Raw genomic sequence first — 23,540 nt, 5'->3', positions numbered from 1 at the left:
ATTATTATTTAATCAGTGTTTTTTACCCCGCCCCTTTCAAAGCGATATATAATAGCGCATTATAGATACTACTGCTATACGTATCCTTGCTGGACTTTTGCTATCGAGCTACTAGTCTATTGAAAGTGCTCGGCATTTTTGAGACTTCGAGACAGCAAAGGCAAGTTAAGTAGGAAAAAGGACAACATCTCGAATAACCCACCATAGAGGATAAATATTCAAGACTTTGATGGACCGAAGCGCGACAAGTGCCACTGCTATGAAAGAGCCCAGCATGAAAGATCACAAACGACTTCTATTGATTGATGATGACCCTAACCTCATCTTGCTGGTGAAGGATTACTTAGAATTCCGGGGATATGAAGTCATCACCGCTGAAAATGGACGTGAAGCTCTGGAAATTTTAGAGCAAGATGTTCCAGACATGATCATCTGCGATGTGATGATGCCGGAAATGGACGGATATACTTTTGTGGAACAAGTCCGGCAAAACGAACGCACCAGCTGGATTCCGGTTCTTTTCCTTTCAGCTAAGGGACAAAGTGCAGACCGAGTTAAGGGTCTGAATAAAGGTGCTGATGTTTATATGGTCAAACCCTTTGAACCAGAAGAACTCGTAGCGCAAGTTGAATCCTCGCTGAAACAAACTATCCGTTGGAAAGAACACCAAGCTAAAGGAGGCGAAAACGGTTCCCGTATCCAGGTTCCCTTCGATGTGCAATTAACCCCAACCGAACTGAAAGTAGTCCAGTTCGTCGCTAGGGGTTTAGCTAACCGGGAAATTGCTGAAGAACTAAATGTTAGTCAGCGCACGGTTGAAAGTCATGTGTCCAATATGTTGGGCAAAACCAATCTCCATAACCGCACTGAACTAGCGCGGTGGGCGATTGAAAATCAAATGGCTTAAACAAAGTTAAGAGTTAAGAGTTAAAAGTTAGGAGTTAAAAAATTCATAACTCCTAACTCCTAACTCCTAACCAAATCTACCAACCATCTTCTTCAGGGCTGGCTCGGTGCAAAACTTCTAAATCCAGTTCATCCAGGTAAGTTAGGGCGCTTTCAATCTGAGAAACAGTACCTTGCAGTTCCAGATCGAAGCAGCTATGTTGTGGCACGTTTGCGCTTACCTGAGCATCAGCAATAATGACTGTGACACTATAGTGAGAAACCAGTCGTGAAATGACTGGTTCCTCATGCAAATCTTTAGGAATGAGAACTTGGATACGAGTTTGGGTGCGTCTATTATCTAAAATATCTGTATTAGATTTTACTTGTTTATTTGGAATTACCATTCTAGCTTCCTACTCGACTTCTGGGATGGGGGGTTTCGCTTTGCACAATTCTTTTAAAACTAGCGTCACTTATCCACGCAGGCAAGCAAGAAAGTATTTACCTTGCCAAACCATTAATCTAAAGATAGTAAATGTGAATGATTGCTCATAATCAGCTAGTTATGAGGTTAATTGTTATTCTATAGTGATTTTCGAGCAAATTGAATATAGCCAATCTGTAGGGTGTTGTAACCCTAATTTATTGTGTATGAAATTTAATACTGAAGTGAGAAATTTGTATATATTCTCGATATCATTACTCCTTAGTATTGACTAAATATCCTTGGCTTGATTCAACAGGAGAAATACTGCCTGGATATCCTGGTTCTGTTATTGTTGGAGTGTTAGCAACCTTATTTGGTAGTTCTGATAAAACTTTCATTTTAGACTGTATTGCCAATCAAGATGTATCGAGTGAAGGGACATTCAAAATTATTAATTTTAATTAATCGCTTTATAAAACTACGTGCCTATACAAGGAAAACCCGCTAATGCGGGTTTCAAAGTTTTTATAAGTCCGTGCAGACGCGATTTCTAATCACCTGATTGAAATTCCCAAACTAAAACTCAGCATTTTGTGGTGTACGCGGGAACGGAATCACATCACGAATATTTCCCATACCCGTCATAAATTGTACAAGTCGTTCAAAACCTAACCCAAAACCGGCGTGTGGAACAGTACCATAACGACGCAAATCCAGATACCACCACAAGTCTTCTGGCTTTAATCCTTGCGCTAACACGCGGCGTTCTAATACTTCTAGGCGTTCTTCGCGTTGGGAACCGCCGACAATTTCGCCAATTTTCGGTGCAAGAATATCCATTGCACGGACGGTTTTTTCATCGTCGTTCAAACGCATATAAAAGGCTTTGATTTGCGCTGGGTAATCTGTGACAATTACTGGCTTTTTAAACTGTTGTTCAGCCAAGTAACGTTCGTGTTCTGATTGTAAATCTAAACCCCAACTCACAGGATATTCAAATTTAACATCAGCTTTTTCTAAAACTTTGATGGCTTCTGTATAAGTTAACCGTTCAAACTGATTATTAATAATATTTTCGGCTGTTGCCAACACAGATTTATCAATGCGTTCATTGAAAAATTCCATATCTTCTGGGCAAGTTTCCAACACATATTTAAAAATGTGTTTGAGAAATGCCTCAGCTAAATCCATATCGCCTTCTAAGTCACAAAAAGCCATTTCTGGCTCAACCATCCAAAATTCTGCTAGGTGACGGGAGGTGTTGGAATTCTCTGCACGGAAGGTAGGGCCAAAGGTGTAGACGTTAGAAAACGCCATCGCCATCACTTCCGCTTCCAACTGGCCGCTAACTGTTAAATATGTCGGTTTAGCAAAAAAGTCTTGGCTGTAATCTACTGCTTGGTTTTCTGTGCGCGGAATATTCTTTAAATCTAAACTGGTAACGCTAAACAGTTCACCCGCGCCTTCACAATCGCTAGCGGTGATGATGGGTGTGTGTACCCACAAAAAGCCTCTTTGTTGGAAAAATTGGTGAATTGCTGCTGAACAAGCATTCCTGACACGGAAAACTGCACCAAAAGAATTAGTGCGCGATCGCAAATGTCCAATGGTTCGCAGAAACTCAAAGGAATGGCGTTTCTTTTGCAGAGGATATGTATCGGGATCAGCTTCTCCGTAAACTTTCACGGACTCGGCTTTCAACTCAATTCGCTGTCCTTTACCCAGAGAAGCCACCAGTACCCCTGTAGTCTCAACAGCAGCACCTGTATTCAGTTTTTTCAATATAGCTTCGTAATCTGGCAAATCCTGATTAATGACGACTTGCAAATTAGCTAGTGATGAGCCGTCATTGACTTCAATAAAAGCAAATCCCTTAGACTCACGCTTTGTCCTCACCCAGCCTTGCACTTGGAGGGACTCATCAGGTTGGCCACTTCGCAATATTTCTGCAATCCGTCGATTTACCATATTTACCCAGCATAAGACTTTAATATCCAGCCTATGATAACGCCCATTCCACCAAAGCGGACGACTTGCCAGAAAGGTTTTTTGAGACTACGCCAAGAAAATAACTGGCTTTCTAAGTTTAGTTCTAGCATTTCCAACTGTCGTTGAATTTGCCGTAACTCTGCTTTGATTTCTGGTGTCTGAGATTTATTGTGCTTTAATTGATCCCGACGCTGTTGCCATTGTGCCTGTTGTTGGCGATCGCGTTGCACTTGATCGTAACGTTCTTTTAAGGATAGGAGCGATCGCTCTACTTCCTCTAGTTCTTGTTCAAAATCTGGTTCTTGATTTTCTGCTGACGACTGTGATTGTTTTGGCGGCTTCATGTACAGGTAGTAAACTAAAATTAAATCTTAACCAATTGTCATTAGTCATTAGTCATTTGTCATTGGTAATTTTTCAAAGGACGAAGGACAAAGGACGAAGAACAAAAGACAAAGGACTTATAATTATGTCTCAATCTACCCAGCTGCCGAAAACCAGTCAACTGAATGAACTTAGTACTCTGGAACTAGCTCAAGCCCTGATGGAAAGACTGAGTATTTCCCCTAACGATTGGCATCGCCTCAAGTCTAACCGCAATTCCCGCGCTAATGAACAAGTGGCAGCAGCGATTGTGTATCTTTTAAAGAATCAGCCACAAGAAGCTCAAGCTAGATTAGAACAGGCAATTGGTTGGTTAGATCGCTCTATTTCTGCACCTCCCTGTCCGACTCACGGAAAAAGTTAGAAGTTAGAAGTGATGAGTTAAAAGTTTTAAATTTTTAACTCCTAACTCCTAACTTCTAACTCCTAACCCCTAACTACCCTAACGTCGCAGAGATAATCCCCGACGATTTTCCATTTGTTTACAAAGCCTCAATTCTGTGCCTTTACGGTTCCACTCTACTTGATCAAAAATTTGATGTAGAAGACATAAACCACGACCATTTTCTGACTCATCTGGTGGAAGATAGTCTGTTGGTTCTTCATTAATAGTAGATGAAGGAGTAAAGCCACTACCTTGGTCTGATATTATCCACCAATAGTGATTATCTATTACGGAAAAACGAACTACAACTGTTTTACTCGGATCGAGATTATTACCATGTTTAGCTGCGTTGACTAGGGCTTCTTGAAGTCCTAGCCGCAGTTCTGCTTGTAATCTTGCTGGTATTTCTGCCAACAATAAGTCTAATATGGGACAAAGGTAGAGGGTTGAGGCAAAACTAATAGTGCCCCAATAACGTCCAACTGGACGGAGTGAAATAGTAATCACAAGAGAAACCCCATAGCTTTCAGTTAGCTAGACATCAGTTTGCTATTACAGTCACCCTGATAAAACTTGAGGTGGTCATGCTGCCTTCAAACTTGCGTCTTTAAAACTAAATTTTGAAAATGCTAGGGAGCATTAGCTCTATAGTCTGAATTCGGATTGTTTAGGTATATATCGGCTGTAATAAATTTGATAATGAAGTCAGCAGATTAAGAATATGCTGTTAATTTTAGAGAGTATTGGCATACTCTAGTTAGTTGCCGATTTATCATTTACACAATCTTCTTCATGTTTTTAAGAACCGATGCAACTTGAATTTATTTAAACAAAATGAATTTTTATTTTTGGCTTAATTCAATTTTAGCATCTTTAGTATGCCCTAGACTAAAATTTTCAAATTTCAGTTTTTTTGAAGGAATTACTACCCTTGTCAAAATGTGATAGCACAAGAAAGGCGGCAGTTTCAACATGAGCAGTTTGAGGAAAAAAATCAGCAGGTTGTACCCGTGTGATGGTATATTGCCCATCTTGACAAAGCAATTTCAGGTCGCGGGCGAGGGTAGCTACTTTACAGCTGACGTAAACGATCCGAGATGGTTTCAATTGCCGTAAAGTATCTATGACTGCGCGATCGCACCCCTTACGTGGCGGATCGAGTATTACTACTTCTGGTATTGTGCCCATTTGGGGAAGCAATTTCTCTACTGCGCCGACAAGGAAAGTCACATTATCAATTCCGTTGCGGTGGGCATTTAAAATTGCTTGTTCTACTGCTGCTGATTGCACTTCTAATCCTGTAGCAATACGTACTTTTTTGGCGAGAGGTAAAGTTAAAGTCCCAATACCACAGTAGGCATCAACTAGGAACTCATGCCCTTGAAGATTGAGTTCTGATTGAATTACCTCTAATAGTGCCTCTGCTGTTTCGGTATACACTTGGAAAAATGTATCTGGGCGTACTTGAAATTCCAGTCCAGCAAAATTTTCACGCAGGTGGGGTACTCCAGCGATGCAACGGGTTTCTGATCCAAAGATAGCATTTGTGCGATCGCTATTGCGATTGAGCGACACTCCCACTAACTGCGGATAGCGCTTTAACCATTCCTGGGCTTGGGTTTCAATTCCTGATAAATTCCAGTCCTTTACTACCAAAGTCAGCAACATTTCTCCAGTGTGTCGGCCAATGCGTAAACCGAGATGGCGAATTTTTCCTTGGTGGCGGTGTTCGTTGTAAATTTGCCAACCTTGCTGTTGAATATCCTGCTTAACTTCGGCAAGCAAGGGATTTAATCGCGCATCTTGGACTGGACATTGATTTAAGTTAATTAATTGGTGACTACCTTTTTGATAGTAACCAGCTTGTACTTGTCCTGTTGCCGATAGCGAGAGAGGATATGTAGATTTATTACGGTAGCCGAAAGCAGAAGGGGCAGCGAGTACCGGATCTACTGGTGGTTGGATAAAACCGCCAATGCGCTCCATTGCTTGGATAACTTGATTTTGCTTGGCTACTAGCTGGTAATCATAATTAATATGCTGCCACTGGCAACCACCGCACTTGTCAGCCACAATACAACTGGGTCGGATACGGTGGGCGGATGGTGACAATAGCTGCTGGAGCTTCCCGTGGGCGTATTTAGGTTTAACATCAACTAAGCGGACAATGGCGCGATCGCCTGGGACAGTATCTGGGACAAACACTACACGCTCATCAGCACGCCCCACACCATCACCTGTATCACTCAGGTTAGCGATCGTCACTTCAATTAATTCACCCTGTTGCCAAATTATTTTAGTCATTTGTCATTGGTCGTTGATCATTTGTCATTGGTCATTGGGATTAGGTGACAGGTGATAGGGAATAATCTCTACCCTGTAACCTGTTACTTATTCCCTTCTTCAGTCCCCACACCCCTAAATAGATAAATTCAATACATAAGTAACTCCGATCCCTTCACTTGTGTACCTCCAACTCGCTAAACTAACAGATAATATTTCAGGTGATTTCAATAATCATGACTGTAATTAGCCAAGTTATTCTCAAAGCCGACGACGAACTGCGTTATCCCAGCAGTGGCGAACTTAAAAATATCAAAGACTTTTTGCAAACCGGCGTACAACGGACACGGATTGCGGCTACCTTAGCCGAAAACGAAAAGAAGATAGTTCAAGAAGCAACCAAACAACTTTGGCAGAAGCGTCCTGACTTTATCTCCCCTGGAGGTAATGCTTACGGTGAACGCCAACGCTCTCTATGTATCCGTGATTTTGGCTGGTACTTACGCTTAATTACTTATGGTGTACTTGCCGGTGACAAAGAGCCAATTGAAAAAATCGGTTTGATTGGTGTGCGGGAAATGTACAATTCATTGGGCGTTCCCGTGCCTGGAATGGTAGAAGCGATTAATTCCCTCAAAACAGCTTCCCTTAGCTTACTGAGTGCGGAAGACGCTGCTGAAGCAGCACCTTACTTTGATTACATCATTCAAGCGATGTCTTAATACAAAGTGTGTGCTGGTTCTAGGAATATACTTCCGGTCTACTAGAGTGAGTGCAAAATATTAGCACTCGATAGGCATAAGATCCCCAATTTGATCATACCCTCCCCACATTTGGTAGTGGCTGTGGCAAAATCTTTGTCAAGTTACCAACCAGTTGTGGGGAAATTTTATGGATATGGGCATGGGGCACTTGCATTCACTCAGGGCAAGTGGGTATTGGGCATTTAACTGATGACAAATACAAAAAACCGACAGTCCTTGATTAAGGCTGTCGGCTATTAAGTGTGTTCCCTATTAATGACTCGGCTAGAGTTCAGTTGTCATTAATTATGCCTAGTTAGCGAGATGAAGGAGACGATCCTAATCATCGATATGTGTGATTCTCGTCACTTGATTGTTACATCTAAACTGCATATACCCGAATAATCTCTGAGTAGACATTAGATTCACGTAAGTAAAGGAGCTAGAAATTTCACTGAGATTAAAAAATCAAGTTATCTTTAAAGACTAAAGCATTTGGTGTGGTATTGATCTCAATCTTTCTACCTCATGGTCAGAATAATCCTGTTGACTGCATTCTGAGGTTGTACTACCTCTCAATACGATAAACAAGTTCGCTTGTAAGAAAGGCTGCACAAGCATCTTCTGCCAGTATTTACCAAAATGGAAATACTGATATTTAGTTAGAGTTTAAATTGAAGAGCGATCGCGCTTCAATTAAGGACTGCACTTACAGGGCAAGTAAATCGATAGAATAATGCTCTGTCCCCCCAGAGTGCATTACTTCCATGACTGCAACCTCAAAACCAGCCTTTTCCCCCCAAGAAATTGCGGCTGTTGGTCTTAAACCAGAAGAATACGCAGAAATTGTCCGTCGGCTAGGCCGTCATCCCAACAAAGCTGAACTAGGAATGTTTGGCGTTATGTGGTCAGAGCATTGTTGTTACAAAAATTCTCGACCTCTACTCAAACAATTTCCCACCGATGGTCCCCGCATCCTGGTGGGGCCTGGTGAAAATGCTGGTGTTGTAGACTTGGGTGATGGACTCCAACTAGCTTTTAAGATTGAATCTCACAACCATCCCTCAGCAGTCGAACCGTTTCAAGGAGCGGCAACGGGAGTCGGAGGTATTCTCAGAGATATTTTTACAATGGGTGCGCGTCCCATTGCCCTATTAAACTCGTTACGTTTTGGTTCCTTAGAAGATCCCAAAACCCAACGACTATTCACTGGTGTGGTGGCAGGAATCTCTCATTATGGTAACTGTGTGGGAGTACCCACCGTTGGCGGCGAAGTTTACTTTGACTCTGCTTACTCTGGTAATCCTCTAGTGAACGTTATGGCATTGGGGTTGATGGAAACCTCAGAAATCGTCAAATCTGGAGCATCTGGCTTAGGCAACCCCGTGTTGTATGTTGGTTCCACCACTGGGCGCGACGGTATGGGAGGCGCGAGTTTTGCTAGTGCAGAATTGAGCGATCAATCCATAGACGATCGCCCTGCTGTGCAAGTGGGCGATCCATTTTTGGAAAAGTCGTTAATTGAAGCTTGTCTGGAGGCGTTTAAAACGGGTGCAGTTGTCGCCGCCCAAGATATGGGAGCTGCGGGAATCACCTGTTCTACTTCAGAGATGGCTGCAAAAGGCGGTGTGGGAATTGAACTAGATTTAGATAAAATTCCCGTCAGAGAAATGGGGATGGTTCCTTATGAATATCTGCTTTCGGAATCTCAAGAACGAATGCTGTTTGTCGCTCATAAAGGGCGTGAGCAAGAATTAATTGACATTTTCCATCGTTGGGGACTTCAAGCCGTTGTCGCAGGGACAGTCATCGCTGAACCGATTGTGCGGATTCTCTTTCAGGGTGAAGTAGCAGCAGAAATTCCTGCTGAGGCCTTGGCGGAGAATACCCCACTATATAACCGAGAGTTGTTGGCAGAAGCACCAGAATATGCGCGTCAAGCTTGGGAATGGACTGCTGATTCCCTACCTCCTTCCACAACTGCTGGAATAGAACTTCCAGGAGGACTGCAAAATTGGAATGATATTCTTTTAACTTTGCTCGATACACCCACGATCGCTTCTAAAAATTGGGTATATCGTCAGTATGACCATCAAGTACAAAATAATACAGTAATACTGCCAGGTGGTGCAGATGCGGCTGTTATCCGGTTGCGTCCTTTGGAAGAGGACAAGAGGACAAGGGGACAAGGAGGACAAGGAGACAAGGAAACCCTCAATGCCCAATCCGGTGTTGCGGCGACGGTAGATTGCAATCCTCGTTATGTATATCTTGACCCTTACGAAGGGGCTAAGGCAGTGGTGGCAGAAGCTGCACGCAATCTTAGCTGTGTGGGTGCAGAACCTCTGGCAGTGACGGATAACCTAAATTTTGGCTCTCCAGAAAAACCCACTGGTTACTGGCAATTGGCAGAAGCTTGTCGCGGTTTGGCGGAAGGTTGCCGAGAATTGGCAACACCAGTCACGGGCGGAAATGTCTCTTTGTACAATGAAACTCTTGATTCTCAAGGCATCCCACAACCCATTTATCCCACTCCTGTGGTGGGTATGGTGGGCTTGATTCCTGATATAACCAAAATTTGTGGTCAAGGTTGGCAAGTAGCCGGCGATGTGATTTATCTTCTCGGATTGCCTTTGGCATCGAAAATCAGTTTGGGAGCATCTGAATATTTAGCCACTATCCACAATACTGTTGCCGGAAAACCACCACGGGTAGATTTTGACTTGGAACGCCGCGTACAAAAAGTTTGTCGTGAAGGAATTCGTAATGGTTGGGTACGTTCAGCCCACGATTCTGCTGAGGGAGGAGTGGCGATCGCACTAGCCGAATGTTGTCTTGCTGGCAATCTTGGAGCCGAAATCAATTTAGAAATAGCACCAACACAGTTAAACCACGGCAGTTGCTCCACTTGGGGAGACCCCAAGATTGCACTGCCTCGCTTAGACGAGATGTTGTTTGCCGAAGGTGGTGCCAGAATTTTAGTTTCTGTAGCATCAGCACAACAAGGAATTTGGGAATCATATTTACAGGAACATCTAAGTCAAAAGTGGCAAAAACTGGGTGTAGTTGCTAATTTTGAGACGGGTTTGGGGGTTTTCACCACTGATAACCAAACCTTAATCAAAGTTAGTATCGAAGATATGAACGATCGCTATTCCTATGCGATCGCCAAACGTCTCGCCATCCATACCACTATCCCTGAAGAAGTTAGGAGTTGAAAGTGAGGAGTTAGGAATAAAAAGCATAACTCCTAATTACTCACTCTTTTATTAGCGTCTCTGAGCAAAATTACGGTACTGTTTTAATGGATGGTTAAAGATTTGTTAAGAAATCCTCAACCATTTATATAATCCCAGTAACTTGACTACCGATTTGAGATTTTGAATTTTAGATTTTGGACTAGCAGTGTTGCTTCTAGTTCATCTCTTGCTCTTACTGGGCAAAAAATCTAAAATAGCCATTCTCAAATCCCAAGCCGCATCCTTACTACGGTGCGATCAATCCAAAATCAAAATCGTCAATCGTTCGACTGAGCGTAGCCGAAGTCTCAAATCCAAAACTGATTGACCCCCCCACCAGGAGCAAAGCTAGCATGATTTCTATTCATTCTGTCACTTCGGATGAATACCCCGACCAGACCAACAACCCAATCAATAGTCATGAAAATCAGCCTGACAAGCCAGAAGAAGCTTGTGGTGTTTTTGGCATCTACGCCCCAGGAGAAAACGTTGCTAAACTGACCTACTTTGGATTGTATGCCCTCCAGCATCGGGGTCAAGAATCAGCTGGTATTGCCACCTTTGAGGGTACACAAGTACATCTCCACAAGGATATGGGCTTGGTGTCTCAAGTTTTCAATGAATCTGTCTTGGATCAATTGCCCGGTAGTCTTGCTGTTGGTCACACTCGTTATTCCACCACAGGTTCTAGCCGCAAAGTTAATGCCCAACCCGCAGTACTAGAAACCCGTTTAGGTTCATTAGCACTTGCACACAATGGTAATTTAGTCAATACCGTACAACTACGTCAAGAGTTGCTTGAGAATAAATGTAACTTAGTTACAACAACAGACTCAGAAATGATCGCTTTTGCGATCGCAGAAGCCATAGATACGGGCGCTGATTGGCTAGAAGGTGGAATTAAGGCATTTCAACGTTGCCAAGGAGCCTTTAGTTTAGTTATTGGGACTCCCGTCGGTGTTATGGGTGTCCGCGATCCTAATGGAATCCGCCCCTTAGTAATCGGCACTTTGGCTGGTAATCCAGTTCGTTACGTTTTGGCTTCCGAGACTTGTGGTTTAGACATCATTGGAGCCGAATACCTGCGAGACGTAGAACCAGGTGAATTAGTTTGGATTACTGAAGAAGGTTTGGCTTCTTATCATTGGAGTCAAAAATCTGAGCGGAAATTGTGTATCTTTGAAATGATTTACTTTGCCCGCCCTGATAGCGTCATGCACAACGAGAGTTTGTACAGCTATCGAATGCGATTAGGACACCAGCTAGCTAAAGAATCTTTTGTAGATGCCGATATTGTCTTTGGTGTTCCTGATTCTGGTATACCTGCTGCTATTGGATTTTCCCAAGCGTCTGGTGTTGCTTACGGCGAAGGACTGATTAAAAACCGCTATGTTGGGCGAACCTTCATTCAACCAACCCAAACCATGCGGGAATCGGGTCTGCGGATGAAACTCAACCCCCTCAAAGATGTGCTAGTAGGTAAACGAGTAATTATTGTAGACGACTCGATTGTACGGGGTACTACCAGCCGTAAATTAGTCAAAACCTTACGTGAAGCAGGTGCAGTAGAGGTACACATGCGAATTTCGTCTCCGCCTGTAACTCATCCCTGCTTTTATGGCATCGATACTGATTCTCAGGATCAGCTAATTGCTGCTACCAAGTCAGTAGCAGAAATTGCCAAGCAACTGGAAGTAGACAGCCTTGCCTATCTGAGTTGGGAAGGAATGCTAGAAGCGACACGAGAAGACACCAATAGTTTCTGTTCTGCCTGCTTTACCGGAGATTATCCCGTAACGATTCCTGAGCAAGTGAAACGTTCTAAGCTGATCTTAGAAAAGGTAGTGGTGTAGGGGCTTCAAACAGAAGAACCCCACCCCGCCAAAGCTACGCTTTGTCTCCCCTCCCTGCAAGCGAGGAGGGGATTAAGGAATGGGGTGTAAGATTAGGATTCTTCTGGGGATGATTCTGATTTTTCTGGCTTGAGTAAGGGGAAGGCGATCGCATCCCGAATACTGGCACAATCGGTTAATAACATCACCAAGCGATCGATCCCAATCCCTAAACCACCTGTAGGCGGCATACCATATTCCAAAGCTGTCAGAAAGTCTTCATCTACACCTTGGGCTTCTAAATCACCAGCAGCTTTCCGCGCCGCTTGTGCTTCTAAGCGTTCTCTTTGATCAATAGGATCGGTAAGTTCTGAAAAGCTATTCCCAGTTTCTCGCCCGACTATAAATAACTCAAATCGTTCTACCAAACCAGGTTGAGAACGGTGCGGTTTTGCTAGGGGCGAAATTTCTACAGGGTAATCAATTACAAAGGTAGGTTGAATTAAATTAGCTTCTACTTTCTCTTCAAAGGCTAAATTTAGTAACTTACCAATTGATTGGGCTTCATCTATACCAGGAATAGCAGCATTTTTACTTGCTGTTTTTGCTTCTTCTAAACTTTGGAATGAATTAAAATCCAAGCCTGTAAATTCTTTAACTAAATCGTGCATTGTCACCCGTCGCCAAGGTGGTGTTAAATTTATAGGTTCCCCTTGGTAGGTGATTTCCAATGTGCCGAGTACCTCTTGGGCAACAGTGGTAATAATACCCTCAGTCAACGCCATCATATCGTTGTAGTCGGCGTAAGCTTGGTAAACTTCAATTGTCGTAAATTCAGGATTGTGTCGAGTCGAAATTCCCTCATTGCGGAAAACCCGCCCCAATTCAAACACCTTTTCAAAACCACCCACAATCAACCGCTTGAGATGGAGTTCTGTGGCAATTCGCAGATACAATTCCATTTCTAAAGTGTTGTGGTAGGTGATAAATGGACGCGCATCTGCACCTCCAGTCTCACTTTGCAAAACTGGGGTTTCAATTTCCAGAAAATCCCGTTCTTCTAAATAGCGGCGAATACCAGCAGTAATTTGAGCGCGACGGCGGAAAGTTTGCCGCACTTCTGGGTTTACAATTAAGTCAACGTAGCGCTGACGGTAGCGCTTGGCAACATCCGTTAATCCATGCCATTTGTCGGGTAGGGGCAACAGGGATTTAGTGAGGATAGTATATTGTTTAACGTAGACAGATAACTCGCCCTTTTCAGTCCGTTTAATAGTACCTTTAGCTCCTAATATGTCACCTGCATCTGTAAGTTGCTTCAGGTGATTGAAGGCATCGGCATCAATATCTGCCATACCTTCTTGAATGCGATTTTTATCCAGATAAAGCTGAATTGTACCGGTTTCGTCTTGCAAGGTGAAAAAAGCCAATTTACCAAAAACGCGACGCGCCATAATGCGTCCGGCTATGGCAACTTCTAAATCAGCTTCTTCGCCACTGGATAAATCGGCAAATTTTTCTTGCAACTGCGCTGCATGATGGGTGGATTCCCAACGATAGGCATAAGGATTAGTTCCTAGCTGCTTAAGTTGTTCTACTTTCTCCAGCCTCGCGGCTCGGATATCTTCTTCCGACATGGTAACGAACTAAATAGGGCAAGATTAATTATAGATGCTGCCAAAGTTGAGAGTAAGAGATAATCGCCTAAAAGTGATGTGCGATGGACAAAGGAAAAGTCCAATGACACAAACTAGAGTGCGCCTGTGGACTGTAAACGAATATCACCTGATGCTGAAGACGGATATTATTACAGAGGATGAACGGGTAGAACTGATTGATGGGCGAGTTATCCCGATGAGCGCCAAAAATCCTCCCCATGCAGCGACAACGCTTTGTGCATCTGACTACCTCAAGCGTTGACGCAGCCCGCCGCAGGCAGGCATCGCTAGCAGAAGTTGCCTTAGTTCGGGTGAATCCCATTCAGTTGAGCCAATACTCCGAACCTGAGCCAGATATCGCTGTTGTCCGCATCGATTCGCGAAAGTATATCGATCGCCATTCCGCACCCAATAAAATCTTTTTATTAAGTATCCTTGCGTATTTGTCAAGATTTTGAGATATTAAATTGAAAAATCAATTCAGATAGAAATTTATGGCAACCGAGCAAGAGCTTCAATCTCTTTTTAATACCTTAGATAGCGATCGAGACGGCAAAGTATCCATTAATGATCTTTTTTTAAGTCCTGGCTTAAGTGCAATCATCTCATCAGAAACAAATACCACTAGTCCCCAGGAATTACTAGTAAATTATGATTCAGACAAAGACGGTAGTATTACCTTTGAAGAGTTAAAGGAAGCAGTTGAGAAAGCAAATAATTTAAACTAGCAGTCAAAAAATCAACGCCACACTCACCCCAAAATCTCTTTCTAGCCCGCACTAAATCCCTCTCTAGGCAACTTGGAGGGATTTGCCTTTATTTGCCCCTTAGTGATACTTTGCTATCCTCTAAATGACACATTATTGCTAGTAATAACCTACCATCGACTCTGTAGCCATCTCTCAGAGGGTTTTCGATTGGTTAATGATTTTGACTATAGTCTTGATGAACTCCGAATTAGACTTTTGTCAACAGCAGAATTAACAATGACGCTTTTACTAATGACAGGTTACAACAGAATATTGTATAAAACGAAACTTGTTTTATTCTGCTGAAGCCATAAATAGCTATGTTCCTAACCCCTAGTCAGCTTTTGTATCGGGTGGTTTAACAAGAGACTTGGTGAAACCGTACATTAACAGTTTACAAGAAATTCAGCAGCAGCAACGGGAAGCTTATGAGCAGAAGTTAATGGGACTCAGACGAAAAATAACCAAAAAAGAGCCTAAAAACTATACACAGAATGATTTGGACATCGTTTTGCTGAGTTTCTTGATATATATGAGTTTCAGCCATTTTTGAGCATTTGCTGTATTTCTCTTACCCATACATAAGCTTGAGGCTTCTTTCTCCCTTGAAAATGTTTAAGTCTCGATTTACCAGTATTATTGAACCCTTTACTTATCTCCTATTTTTAGCAAATGTCTAGATGAGACAGCCTTTATTTTCAAGTTAGTAAATTGCACGATCGCCTTTACCAAATCTTGCTGTTCTGGTTGCAAATTTAGCTTTTCTAGGGCTTGATTGATATTATTACCAGCCCGGAGATTGTGATTAAGTTGGTCACGCTGGGATGAAGTTAGCACTGCCGCAAGTTCCCTGTTTCTTCTCTGACACACAGCCTGGAGTTCTTGGCGTTGTAGGGGAGTCAGGTTAATCTCCGAGGAGGTGGAGTAGCTTGCAGTTTTTGTAGTTTGGGCGAAAATAACACCAGAAGTAGTATTGATTTGAAGGGGTGCAGCTAAGGCAATTCCCGGTATCAACAGGACAAGAGCAAGAATATTAGCGAACACAGATAGCCGTTTTGTCAAGTAAATTGCCATATTGAGAAATCCCTATTAAACAGTGGTGGAAGTTTGCCCACCTTTAACAAGTTGCTCAAGCAACTTGTTTGGTTAATTAACCTCCAAAACCAGGAATTAAACGCTTGAGAGCGCGACTAGCAACATCGCCATAGCGCAGTTCTCCACACAGAATCTTACCCATGATTTTCGCACCAGAGGGGCGCTTAACACCAACTTTGTAGCCAATGCCTGGAAAGCGATAAAATGCTCCACCTAATTTTTGCGCCCAAGCCATCTCAGTACCCCATTGTTCATTAATGGCTTCGCTATATTTTTCTAAAGCGTTGGTATCACCGGAAAGTGCTTCATTAATGGCTCCTGCTGCAATCAAACCGCTAAAAATTGACGGACGAATGCCTTCTGCTGTCATTGGATCGACTACACAAGCAGCTTCCCCAGCTAAAACTGCATTTTGAGTATGCAACTTTTGGTTGCCATCCCACAAGCAAAGGGGATAACCATACTGCTTACCAGTTTTGATATCTACATTAAACGATCGCGCGTACTCATCTAAAATTTTCTTAAAGTCCTGGGATTGACCACCAATAAACGTACCAACACCAATGGAATAACCGTCTGCCTTCGGGAAGTTCCAAATGTAGCCATTTTTTACCAAGCCAAACTCGAAGTGAATTGTAGATTTATCCTTGACAGTTGCGGGAATTTCTGCTTCCAAAGCTGCTGCTAAACGCCGTTTACGGTCTTTAAAGCCGAGCCATTTTGCCATTGGTCCTTTAGCACCATCAGCCGCAATTAAGTAGCGACTTGTAACTGGGCCATTGGGTGTGTTAACTTGCCAATAGTCACTTTTAAATTCAATACCCGTTACTTCCGTATTATCTCGTAGTTCAGCGCCTTGCTTCTGTCCTTGCTGCACTAGGAAATGGTCAAAAATATCTCGTCGCACCATCCAGATTGGTTCTTTGGTGGCGATATTTGCCTCCACGGGATCGCCTAATTTCCAGGTAAAGCGAAGGGAGTCGGCTTTTACAGAAATTACTGGGCTAAAATCAAAGTCAAACCATTGAGCGATCGCTGGAGATACACCACCACCACAAGGTTTATATCTTGGCAGGGATTCTTTTTCTAAGACTAATACTGAGCGACCTTGTTTGGCTAAATGATATGCGGCTGTTCCACCAGCTGGCCCAGCGCCGACAATGATGCAGTCGTACATAAGGCTGAATTTTTGCTCCAGAATTAGTTTATTTTCTATTGAGATACTCAATCAATTTTTGTTAAATACCTAATAAATGATAAAGGCTGAAGAATTTATCCATCATTCTTCAGCCTTTATACTCAGACTTGAGACTTTAAACAGTCGTGATGTCTTTTTCTTTTTCTGCCAACAGTGAGTCTATTTTGGCAGTGTATTCGTTTGTTAGTTTTTGCAAGTTGTCTTGTTGGTCTTTTGATTCATCTTTGGAGATTTCGGAGGCTTTCTCCTGTTTGCGAATGGCGTCTATGGCATCGCGGCGAATGTTACGAATAGCAACACGACCTTCTTCAGCATACTTGGATGCCATTTTGACGAATTCTTTACGGCGTTCGCTGGTTAAGGGCGGAATATTCAATCGGATTACAGAACCGTCATTACTGGGTGTTAAACCCACATCTGAGAGGGAAATAGCTTTCTCAATGATGTTTAGGGTGTTGCGCTCGTAGGGTTGAATTAAGATCGTCGTAGCATCCGGCGTGCTAATATTTGCCAGTGATTTTAAGGAAGTAGGCGAACCGTAATAGTCCACCAATACCTTATCTAATAGACTCGCATTGGCGCGACCAGTGCGAATCGAGTTAAAAGCTCGTTGAGTTGCCTCAACGGTTTTTTGCATCGTACTTTCAGCTTCAGCTAATTTCACAAGAACCTCCCACAAGGGTGCCGATGGATTCTCCCAAGACTGCTCGGTGGATATTTCCTCGCACCGTTAGGTCAAATACCAGAATTGGGATATTATTTTCTTTACACAAGGCGATCGCAGTACTATCCATCACCCGCAAATCTTGGGCTAAAACGTGCGCGTAGGTTAAGCTATTGTAACGCTTGGCGTCAGGATAAATATGAGGATCGGCATCATAGACTCCATCTACTTTGGTGGCTTTAAAAATCACCTCAGCATCGATTTCTGCGGCTCTTAATGCCGCAGTCGTATCTGTAGTAAAAAAGGGATTTCCAGAACCAGCACCAAAAATTACCACCCGTCCTTTTTCAAGATGACGGATGGCACGACGACGGATATATGGTTCTGCTAATTCTTGCATAGCGATCGCGGTTTGTACTCGCGTCTGTACTCCTATGCGTTCTAGCGAATCTTGCAGCGTCATGGCATTCATTACCGTGGCAATCATCCCGATATAGTCAGCGGTTGCCCTGTCCATCCCCGCCGACGCTGCTTTGACGCCACGAAAAATATTGCCGCCGCCAACAACTATGGCGATTTGAGTACCAGTGGCTATCACCTCTGCTAATTCTTCTGCTATTCCTTTGACCACTTCGGGATCAATGCCATAGCCCATGTTGCCCATTAAGGCTTCACCGCTCAGTTTGAGTAAAACCCGTCGGTAATTCGTTCCCATGAAGTTCCGCTTTATCAAAAAAGTTGCAATTGCCTCCAATTTAAGATAACAGTTACAGGGACTATCTTTGTCTAGTTACGCCAAATCAATGTAGTCCCTACTGGTTCTGTTTGTGGTATAGCTATTTCTTCACCTTTAAATAGGGAAGCGATCGCAGTTCTCAAATAATCCTCTCCCACTGATAATGGATCTTGGGGATGATTATCAATTTTACCTTTGTAACGGACTATACCATTTGTGTCTATGAGAAAGGCCGTTGGGGTTTTTGTTGCGCCGAAACTACCGGTCACATCTTGCGTTGAATCCCACAGGTAAGGGAAATTCAACTGGTGACGCAGGGCAAAAGCTTTCATATTTTCAAAGCTTGACCTAGTGTCGTAGTCAACATTACTACCATTTAGTCCAATTAGTGTGAAGCCTTTTAGAGCAAATTCGGCTTGAACGTTTTTTAGCCTGCCTAAATACCGCTCGACATAAGGGCAGTGGTTACACATAGAAATAACGCCGACTGCTCGGAACTTCTCAAGATAACGCCTGAGATGGTGTACTTGACCATCAATTCCTGGCAGTTCAAAATCCGGTGCGTAGCTCCCAATGGGAGTATCAATTGTTTCTAGTAAATTCATGATTTCTGGCTCGCAGAACTAGGAACAAGAAAAATATTGTTAAATTCAGCGTCAGTTTCCAGTTGCAAACCACCCCTTAGCCGATGCCTCATATTCGCCAATCTTATAGACCAAATTTGCGATCGTAAATTGTGAAACTACTGAATCTAGCACTGATGCTAATTCGCTCACATCTAAAAAATAGCCAAAATATTACTCACATTAGAAACGTTATGATTTTTAATACTGACATAATCTTAGTTGTGAGTAAATTACTTCTATCAATAAAATGAAAACTCTATACTGGATAAAACTATCAGCTTAGAAGCTTTCGTGGTATATGTATAGGCTATCACTAGAGCAAAAGATTTATTTTGAAAATCTGATAAATTTTATCCAAATTAAAAACAATTTTACTTGTGCCTTGCTGTTGAAAGCCTTTATACCCTTGTTATCATCAAATTTTCCATGACAACCTCAAGTTCAAAAACAGCACTTAACTCTACAAAAACCTGGATTTGGCAAGATTTTCCGATCTGCTATCAAACCCAAGGAACTACAGGGCCAGCTGTTGTCCTAGTGCATGGATTTGGCGCTTCTTGGTGGCACTGGCGAAAAAATATTCCTGTATTAGCGGAAAATTGCCGTGTTTATGCGATCGATTTGATTGGTTTTGGGGCTTCTGCAAAACCTCAACCTGGTGAACAAATTAACTACACATTAGAAACCTGGGGACAGCAAGTAGCAGATTTTTGCCGTGAAGTAGTGGGTGAGCCAGCTTTTTTAGTCGGAAATTCCATTGGCTGTATTGTCGCTATGCAAGCAGCAGTAAGTAACCCAGATATTGCCTTGGGAGTTGCTTTGCTCAACTGTTCTTTACGGCTGTTGCACGATCGCAAACGGGTAACTTTACCTTTCTCTCGTCGTTACGGAGCGCCTGTACTACAACGCTTGTTATCTATCAAACCAGTTGGTAATTTCTTTTTCAATCAACTCGCCAAACCGAAAACGGTGCGGAAAATTCTCCTGCAAGCATACTCGAATCCTGAGATGGTGACAGATGAGTTGGTAGATATTTTGATGTCACCAGCAAGCGATCAGGGGGCTGGGGCTGTGTTTCTTGCTTTTACTTCTTATTCTACAGGACCACTACCAGAAGACCTTTTACCACTGTTACAGTGTCCGGCAATTATTTTGTGGGGAACAGCCGATCCGTGGGAACCAATTAAGTTAGGGAGAGAATTAGCTAACTTTGGGCAAGTAGAAAAGTTTATTCCTTTAGAGGGAGTGGGGCATTGCCCGCAAGATGAAGCGCCGGAGTTAGTCAATCCGATTTTACTCGATTGGATTTTGGAGCGATCGCGGTAATAGACTCGGCTCAATTTTTACCTAATGGGTGTATCGAATATATTCCAAAAGATTTATTTTTTGTTGATTGAGCCGATATGAAAAATTAACTTTCTACCACTTTTTTTATACCGATATGATTTCTTCGCTAATATTCCTACGGAAATTCAGGAAGAAATTGAAGGAATATCTATTGAGTGGATTATAGAAAAACTCAATGCTATCAAGTTTTTTATTCAACCTGCTCCCTTACTTGCTGATGGATTTCCACTCTCCAAAGTAGGGGCCACTTTGGCGAGTACCATCAAACATAATAGTTGCGCCCATATCCTCTTTCTCTAATTACCACAGCCCCAGCAAAGTTACGTTTACCGGAAGTGTACTTTTTCAACAACTCTTCAGTGGTAATACCAATTCTCTATGAAGATGCACAGAATAACACACTTGAAGCTCCATGCTGGACAAGGTAATTATTCTATGCAGGCTCACATAGATTTGGTATTACCCGTATTGGACTCAACTGAGAAGTACTATTTTTATTAACTAAGTACAATATTTCTCTAATTCATAGCGAATTAACTTTGGCAAAACTCTGCGTACCTTTGCGTTTAACTCTGTGTTCCTCTGCGTTTAAAAAAGTACTAAGGATAAATTTTTGGCGCTATCTCTTGTTTGCTCAATTAGGAATAGTATTCAAGGCAATTACTAACTCAAGACTAACTGACTTAAAAAGAAGGCAAGTGCTGCACTACCCAAGGGAACTGTCAAATTGTCAATACCTAAAAATGAAACAGCCTCTAAAGCAGTAGCTATAACTGCCACTATCAGCGATATCGCCCAAGTTTGCCAACTGTTTCCTTGAGTTCCAACTAAAATCAAACTACTGACGACATAGCTAACGAGCATCATAGTTAGGGAGCCTTCCCAACTTTTTTCTGTCCCAAAAACTTTATACTTATGTTTACCAAAGCGTTGCCCAATTAAGGCTGCTAATCCATCTCCCCAAGTCATTGTCAAAATTCCGAGTGCTGCGTACTGGGGTTGTTGCAAGTACCAGAACCAGGCGACTAAAATACCGAAACTGACAGAGTAAAAAAATGTCCCTAAACTTTGGCGGCCAACACTATTAATACCAGGAAGAATGGGTAATCGGTAGGATAATAAGGTGATTGCACTCGCTAAAATAGAAGCTGTAATCCCTACGCTAGCAGGAATATTTAGCCACCAAGCGATTAAAATCACATTACCAGTGCCTATATGAACTATCTTCCGCACGATTTCTGGCTTGTCGGCAAAGCGGTTTACCACCCCTGCAATTAGAAGGATGAGTAACACCCAAATTGCAGCTATCGCAATTTGCAGCCATAAAACCGGAATTGAGGTGAAGTCAGAAAATGTAATTAACAAAGATGCAACAAAATGAAAAGTTTTACCCCTGTTACTAATTTATAAGATTTGGGTAGCTGCAATGAAATTATTATTTATTTGGCTGATTCGGGGCTACCGAATGTTTATCTCGCCGTTGTTTCTCCCGACTTGTCGCTTTCAACCAACTTGTTCGATGTATGCTATTGAAGCTATTGAACGATTTGGAGTGTTACGTGGTGGCTGGATGGCAACTCGGCGGATTTTGCGGTGTCATCCGTTTCATCCAGGTGGTTACGATCCAGTGCCAGAGGTGGTGGAAAAGGTGAAGGAGGAGTAGTTTGAGGATTAGAGTTTAAACGCAAAGGGGCGCGGAGGGAAGCAGAGAATGAGAGGAGGGGTAAATTATTAAAGGATGTGTTCGTGGGTATAGCTATTTGGGGAGATGTCAACAGATGAGGTTGTCATCTAGCGTGGGAAGGTTGAATAATTTAATTTGGACTTACGATGATTAATCCTACTGCGATTTCTATACCTGAACCACAAATTCCTACTCCTGGGCCGAGTCCGTTACCTAGTCCCGAACCTGTACCGGGGCCAGCGATTCCTCAACCATTACCGGGGCCTGTACCAGAACCAGTACCTGCTCCCATTCCTCAGACTGTTCCAGGGCCAATTCCCCAAACCATACCGGAACCTGTTTAGATTACCTTGGTAATGTAATCCAAAATCTCAAATCTAAAATCTAAAATGCTAAGAGCCGGAATTGTCGGACTTCCCAACGTCGGAAAATCTACTTTATTTAATGCTGTAGTTGCTAATGCCAAAGCTGAAGCAGCTAACTTCCCTTTTTGCACGATTGAACCGAATGTCGGCGTTGTCGCAGTACCGGATGAACGGTTAAATGTTCTTGCTAAGATTGCCAGTTCGGCACAAACTATCCCGGCGCGGGTTGAATTTGTAGATATTGCCGGTTTAGTTAAAGGTGCAAGTCAGGGTGAGGGATTAGGGAATCAATTCCTGTCCCACATCCGGGAAGTTGATGCGATCGTCCATGTGGTACGTTGTTTTGACAATGACGATATTATCCACGTTGCTGGTTCTGTCGATCCAGCGCGAGATATTGAAATCATTAATATAGAACTGGGTTTATCAGATTTAGCACAAATTGAACGGCGAATTGATCGTACTCGTAAACTAGCTCGTACCAGCAAAGATGCACAGTTTGAAATCACAGTTTTAGAAAAATTAGCTGCGGCTTTAAATGAAGGTAAATCGGTGCGTCAGGTGAGCTTGAATGAAGAAGAAACAGAAATTATTAAAGGATTAGAACTGCTCACTTATAAACCGATTATCTACGCTGCGAATGTATCTGAAGATGAGTTGGCGACTGGTAATCATTTTGTGGAAACAGTGCGGCAAATTGCAGCGACAGAAAATGCCCAAGTTGTGATAGTTTCGGCTCAAGTTGAAGCTGAATTAGTGGAATTACCAGAGGAAGATAAAGCTGATTTTCTGGCGTCTTTAGGTGTGGAAGAAGGCGGTTTGAAATCATTGATTCGGGCAACTTACACACTTTTAGGTTTACGGACATATTTCACTAGTGGACCCAAAGAAACCCGCGCTTGGACAATTAATGCGGGAATGTCTGCACCTCAAGCTGCTGGTGTAATCCACAGTGATTTTGAGCGGGGATTTATTCGCGCCGAAACTGTTGCTTATAAAGATTTGGTAACAACTGGTTCGATGAATGCGGCGAAGGAGAAAGGGTTAGTTCGCAGTGAAGGGAAAGAGTATGTTGTGCAGGAAGGGGATGTAATGTTGTTCCGATTTAATGTGTAGGGGTAATTAATGGGTGGCCGTTATCGATAAGATAATGGTCAACCTACACTAAGTTGCGATCGCTATAAAAATATTGACAAAGTATTCGATATATGCGTTTGGCGATCGCAAATAAACAAGCTTTACCCAAAA

Annotated in this window: 24 protein-coding genes; 12 read left to right on the top strand and 12 right to left on the bottom strand. The window is 42.7% G+C overall.

The window, feature by feature from the left end; genetic code table 11:
• Positions 1–229: 229 nt before the first annotated feature.
• Positions 230–907 carry a response regulator transcription factor gene (locus RMX69_RS11320; RefSeq protein WP_012407592.1) on the top strand — a complete coding sequence of 226 codons (678 nt, stop codon included), beginning with the start codon at positions 230–232 and terminating at the stop codon, positions 905–907.
• A gap of 76 nt (positions 908–983) precedes the next feature.
• Here the strand turns inward: RMX69_RS11320 and RMX69_RS11315 are convergent, their stop codons facing one another.
• From RMX69_RS11315 to RMX69_RS11305, 3 genes are all read right to left on the bottom strand, one after another.
• The gene (locus RMX69_RS11315) at positions 984–1,292 is read right to left on the bottom strand and encodes an NIL domain-containing protein (RefSeq protein ID WP_289796904.1); all 309 of its coding nucleotides are present in this window, start codon (positions 1,290–1,292) and stop codon (positions 984–986) included.
• A gap of 599 nt (positions 1,293–1,891) precedes the next feature.
• Entirely contained in the window at positions 1,892–3,283 is a 1,392-nt protein-coding gene (gene asnS, locus RMX69_RS11310; protein WP_322637520.1) for an asparagine--tRNA ligase, read from the bottom strand.
• A gap of 2 nt (positions 3,284–3,285) precedes the next feature.
• Entirely contained in the window at positions 3,286–3,648 is a 363-nt protein-coding gene (locus RMX69_RS11305; protein ID WP_069074290.1) for a hypothetical protein, read from the bottom strand.
• 125 nt (positions 3,649–3,773) lie between these two features.
• On the opposite strand from RMX69_RS11305, the gene RMX69_RS11300 reads away from it, so the two are divergent.
• Positions 3,774–4,052 carry a DUF6439 family protein gene (locus RMX69_RS11300; RefSeq protein ID WP_094328229.1) on the top strand — a complete coding sequence of 93 codons (279 nt, stop codon included), beginning with the start codon at positions 3,774–3,776 and terminating at the stop codon, positions 4,050–4,052.
• 78 nt (positions 4,053–4,130) lie between these two features.
• On the opposite strand, the gene RMX69_RS11295 is transcribed toward RMX69_RS11300, so the two are convergent.
• Positions 4,131–4,580 carry an anti-sigma regulatory factor gene (locus tag RMX69_RS11295; RefSeq protein WP_322637519.1) on the bottom strand — a complete coding sequence of 150 codons (450 nt, stop codon included), beginning with the start codon at positions 4,578–4,580 and terminating at the stop codon, positions 4,131–4,133.
• Between the two features lie 390 nt (positions 4,581–4,970).
• Positions 4,971–6,377, bottom strand: coding sequence for a 23S rRNA (uracil(1939)-C(5))-methyltransferase RlmD (rlmD, locus tag RMX69_RS11290; protein ID WP_322637518.1), 1,407 nt, complete (start codon positions 6,375–6,377; stop codon positions 4,971–4,973).
• Between the two features lie 215 nt (positions 6,378–6,592).
• Here rlmD and RMX69_RS11285 point away from each other — a divergent pair, with 215 nt between their 5' ends.
• The 3 genes from RMX69_RS11285 (at position 6,593) to purF (ending at position 12,191) form a co-directional block, all read left to right on the top strand.
• On the top strand, positions 6,593–7,078 hold the full coding sequence (locus RMX69_RS11285; RefSeq protein ID WP_094348587.1) for an allophycocyanin subunit alpha-B: 486 nt from the start codon (positions 6,593–6,595) through the stop codon (positions 7,076–7,078).
• A 788-nt stretch (positions 7,079–7,866) separates the two neighbouring features.
• Positions 7,867–10,317 carry a phosphoribosylformylglycinamidine synthase subunit PurL gene (purL, locus tag RMX69_RS11280; RefSeq protein WP_322637517.1) on the top strand — a complete coding sequence of 817 codons (2,451 nt, stop codon included), beginning with the start codon at positions 7,867–7,869 and terminating at the stop codon, positions 10,315–10,317.
• Between the two features lie 374 nt (positions 10,318–10,691).
• Positions 10,692–12,191, top strand: a complete 1,500-nt coding sequence (gene purF, locus RMX69_RS11275) for an amidophosphoribosyltransferase (RefSeq protein ID WP_289796895.1) — start codon at positions 10,692–10,694, stop codon at positions 12,189–12,191.
• 92 nt (positions 12,192–12,283) lie between these two features.
• Here the strand turns inward: purF and lysS are convergent, their stop codons facing one another.
• Complete coding sequence (gene lysS, locus RMX69_RS11270) at positions 12,284–13,807, bottom strand: lysine--tRNA ligase (protein WP_322637516.1); 1,524 nt, start codon at positions 13,805–13,807, stop codon at positions 12,284–12,286.
• Positions 13,808–13,910: 103 nt separating this feature from the next.
• Between lysS and RMX69_RS11265 the strand changes: the two genes are divergently transcribed.
• The 3 genes from RMX69_RS11265 to RMX69_RS11255 are packed head-to-tail and all read left to right on the top strand — an operon-like array spanning position 13,911 to position 14,556.
• On the top strand, positions 13,911–14,090 hold the full coding sequence (locus tag RMX69_RS11265; protein ID WP_289796893.1) for a hypothetical protein: 180 nt from the start codon (positions 13,911–13,913) through the stop codon (positions 14,088–14,090).
• Positions 14,065–14,286: a hypothetical protein gene (locus RMX69_RS11260; RefSeq protein ID WP_322637515.1), complete on the top strand. Its 222-nt coding sequence runs from the start codon at positions 14,065–14,067 to the stop codon at positions 14,284–14,286. The genes RMX69_RS11265 and RMX69_RS11260 overlap by 26 nt, the downstream gene beginning before the upstream one ends.
• A gap of 36 nt (positions 14,287–14,322) precedes the next feature.
• Positions 14,323–14,556 (top strand): EF-hand domain-containing protein, encoded by a 234-nt coding sequence (locus RMX69_RS11255; RefSeq protein WP_289796891.1) that lies wholly within the window; start codon positions 14,323–14,325, stop codon positions 14,554–14,556.
• 669 nt (positions 14,557–15,225) lie between these two features.
• Here the strand turns inward: RMX69_RS11255 and RMX69_RS11250 are convergent.
• The 5 genes from RMX69_RS11250 to RMX69_RS11230 form a co-directional block, all read right to left on the bottom strand.
• On the bottom strand, positions 15,226–15,651 hold the full coding sequence (locus tag RMX69_RS11250; protein ID WP_289796887.1) for a hypothetical protein: 426 nt from the start codon (positions 15,649–15,651) through the stop codon (positions 15,226–15,228).
• Between the two features lie 76 nt (positions 15,652–15,727).
• A complete protein-coding gene (locus tag RMX69_RS11245; RefSeq protein WP_322637514.1) occupies positions 15,728–16,849 on the bottom strand; it encodes a geranylgeranyl reductase family protein in 1,122 nt (373 codons plus the stop codon).
• Between the two features lie 136 nt (positions 16,850–16,985).
• Positions 16,986–17,534 (bottom strand): ribosome recycling factor, encoded by a 549-nt coding sequence (gene frr / locus RMX69_RS11240; RefSeq protein WP_289796885.1) that lies wholly within the window; start codon positions 17,532–17,534, stop codon positions 16,986–16,988.
• Positions 17,521–18,249: a UMP kinase gene (pyrH, locus tag RMX69_RS11235; protein WP_194043342.1), complete on the bottom strand. Its 729-nt coding sequence runs from the start codon at positions 18,247–18,249 to the stop codon at positions 17,521–17,523. The genes frr and pyrH overlap by 14 nt, the downstream gene beginning before the upstream one ends.
• Before the next feature lie 71 nt (positions 18,250–18,320).
• Positions 18,321–18,875: a thioredoxin family protein gene (locus RMX69_RS11230; RefSeq protein ID WP_322637513.1), complete on the bottom strand. Its 555-nt coding sequence runs from the start codon at positions 18,873–18,875 to the stop codon at positions 18,321–18,323.
• A gap of 447 nt (positions 18,876–19,322) precedes the next feature.
• Here RMX69_RS11230 and RMX69_RS11225 point away from each other — a divergent pair, with 447 nt between their 5' ends.
• A complete protein-coding gene (locus tag RMX69_RS11225; RefSeq protein WP_322637512.1) occupies positions 19,323–20,222 on the top strand; it encodes an alpha/beta fold hydrolase in 900 nt (299 codons plus the stop codon).
• Between the two features lie 684 nt (positions 20,223–20,906).
• Here RMX69_RS11225 and RMX69_RS11220 read toward each other — a convergent pair.
• Positions 20,907–21,608, bottom strand: coding sequence for a diacylglycerol/polyprenol kinase family protein (locus RMX69_RS11220; RefSeq protein WP_289796883.1), 702 nt, complete (start codon positions 21,606–21,608; stop codon positions 20,907–20,909).
• 61 nt (positions 21,609–21,669) lie between these two features.
• Between RMX69_RS11220 and yidD the strand changes: the two genes are divergently transcribed.
• From yidD to ychF, 3 genes are all read left to right on the top strand, one after another.
• Positions 21,670–21,906, top strand: coding sequence for a membrane protein insertion efficiency factor YidD (yidD, locus tag RMX69_RS11215; protein WP_251960177.1), 237 nt, complete (start codon positions 21,670–21,672; stop codon positions 21,904–21,906).
• Positions 21,907–22,073: 167 nt separating this feature from the next.
• Positions 22,074–22,271 (top strand): hypothetical protein, encoded by a 198-nt coding sequence (locus RMX69_RS11210; RefSeq protein ID WP_094348567.1) that lies wholly within the window; start codon positions 22,074–22,076, stop codon positions 22,269–22,271.
• 45 nt (positions 22,272–22,316) lie between these two features.
• Positions 22,317–23,408 carry a redox-regulated ATPase YchF gene (gene ychF, locus RMX69_RS11205; RefSeq protein WP_322637511.1) on the top strand — a complete coding sequence of 364 codons (1,092 nt, stop codon included), beginning with the start codon at positions 22,317–22,319 and terminating at the stop codon, positions 23,406–23,408.
• Positions 23,409–23,540: the final 132 nt, after the last annotated feature.

The organism is Nostoc sp. EspVER01 (genome assembly GCF_034530635.1).
GTDB lineage: Bacteria > Cyanobacteriota > Cyanobacteriia > Cyanobacteriales > Nostocaceae > Nostoc.
Note: the sequence above shows the minus strand (reverse complement) of the source record. Positions and strands in the feature narration are given on the sequence as shown.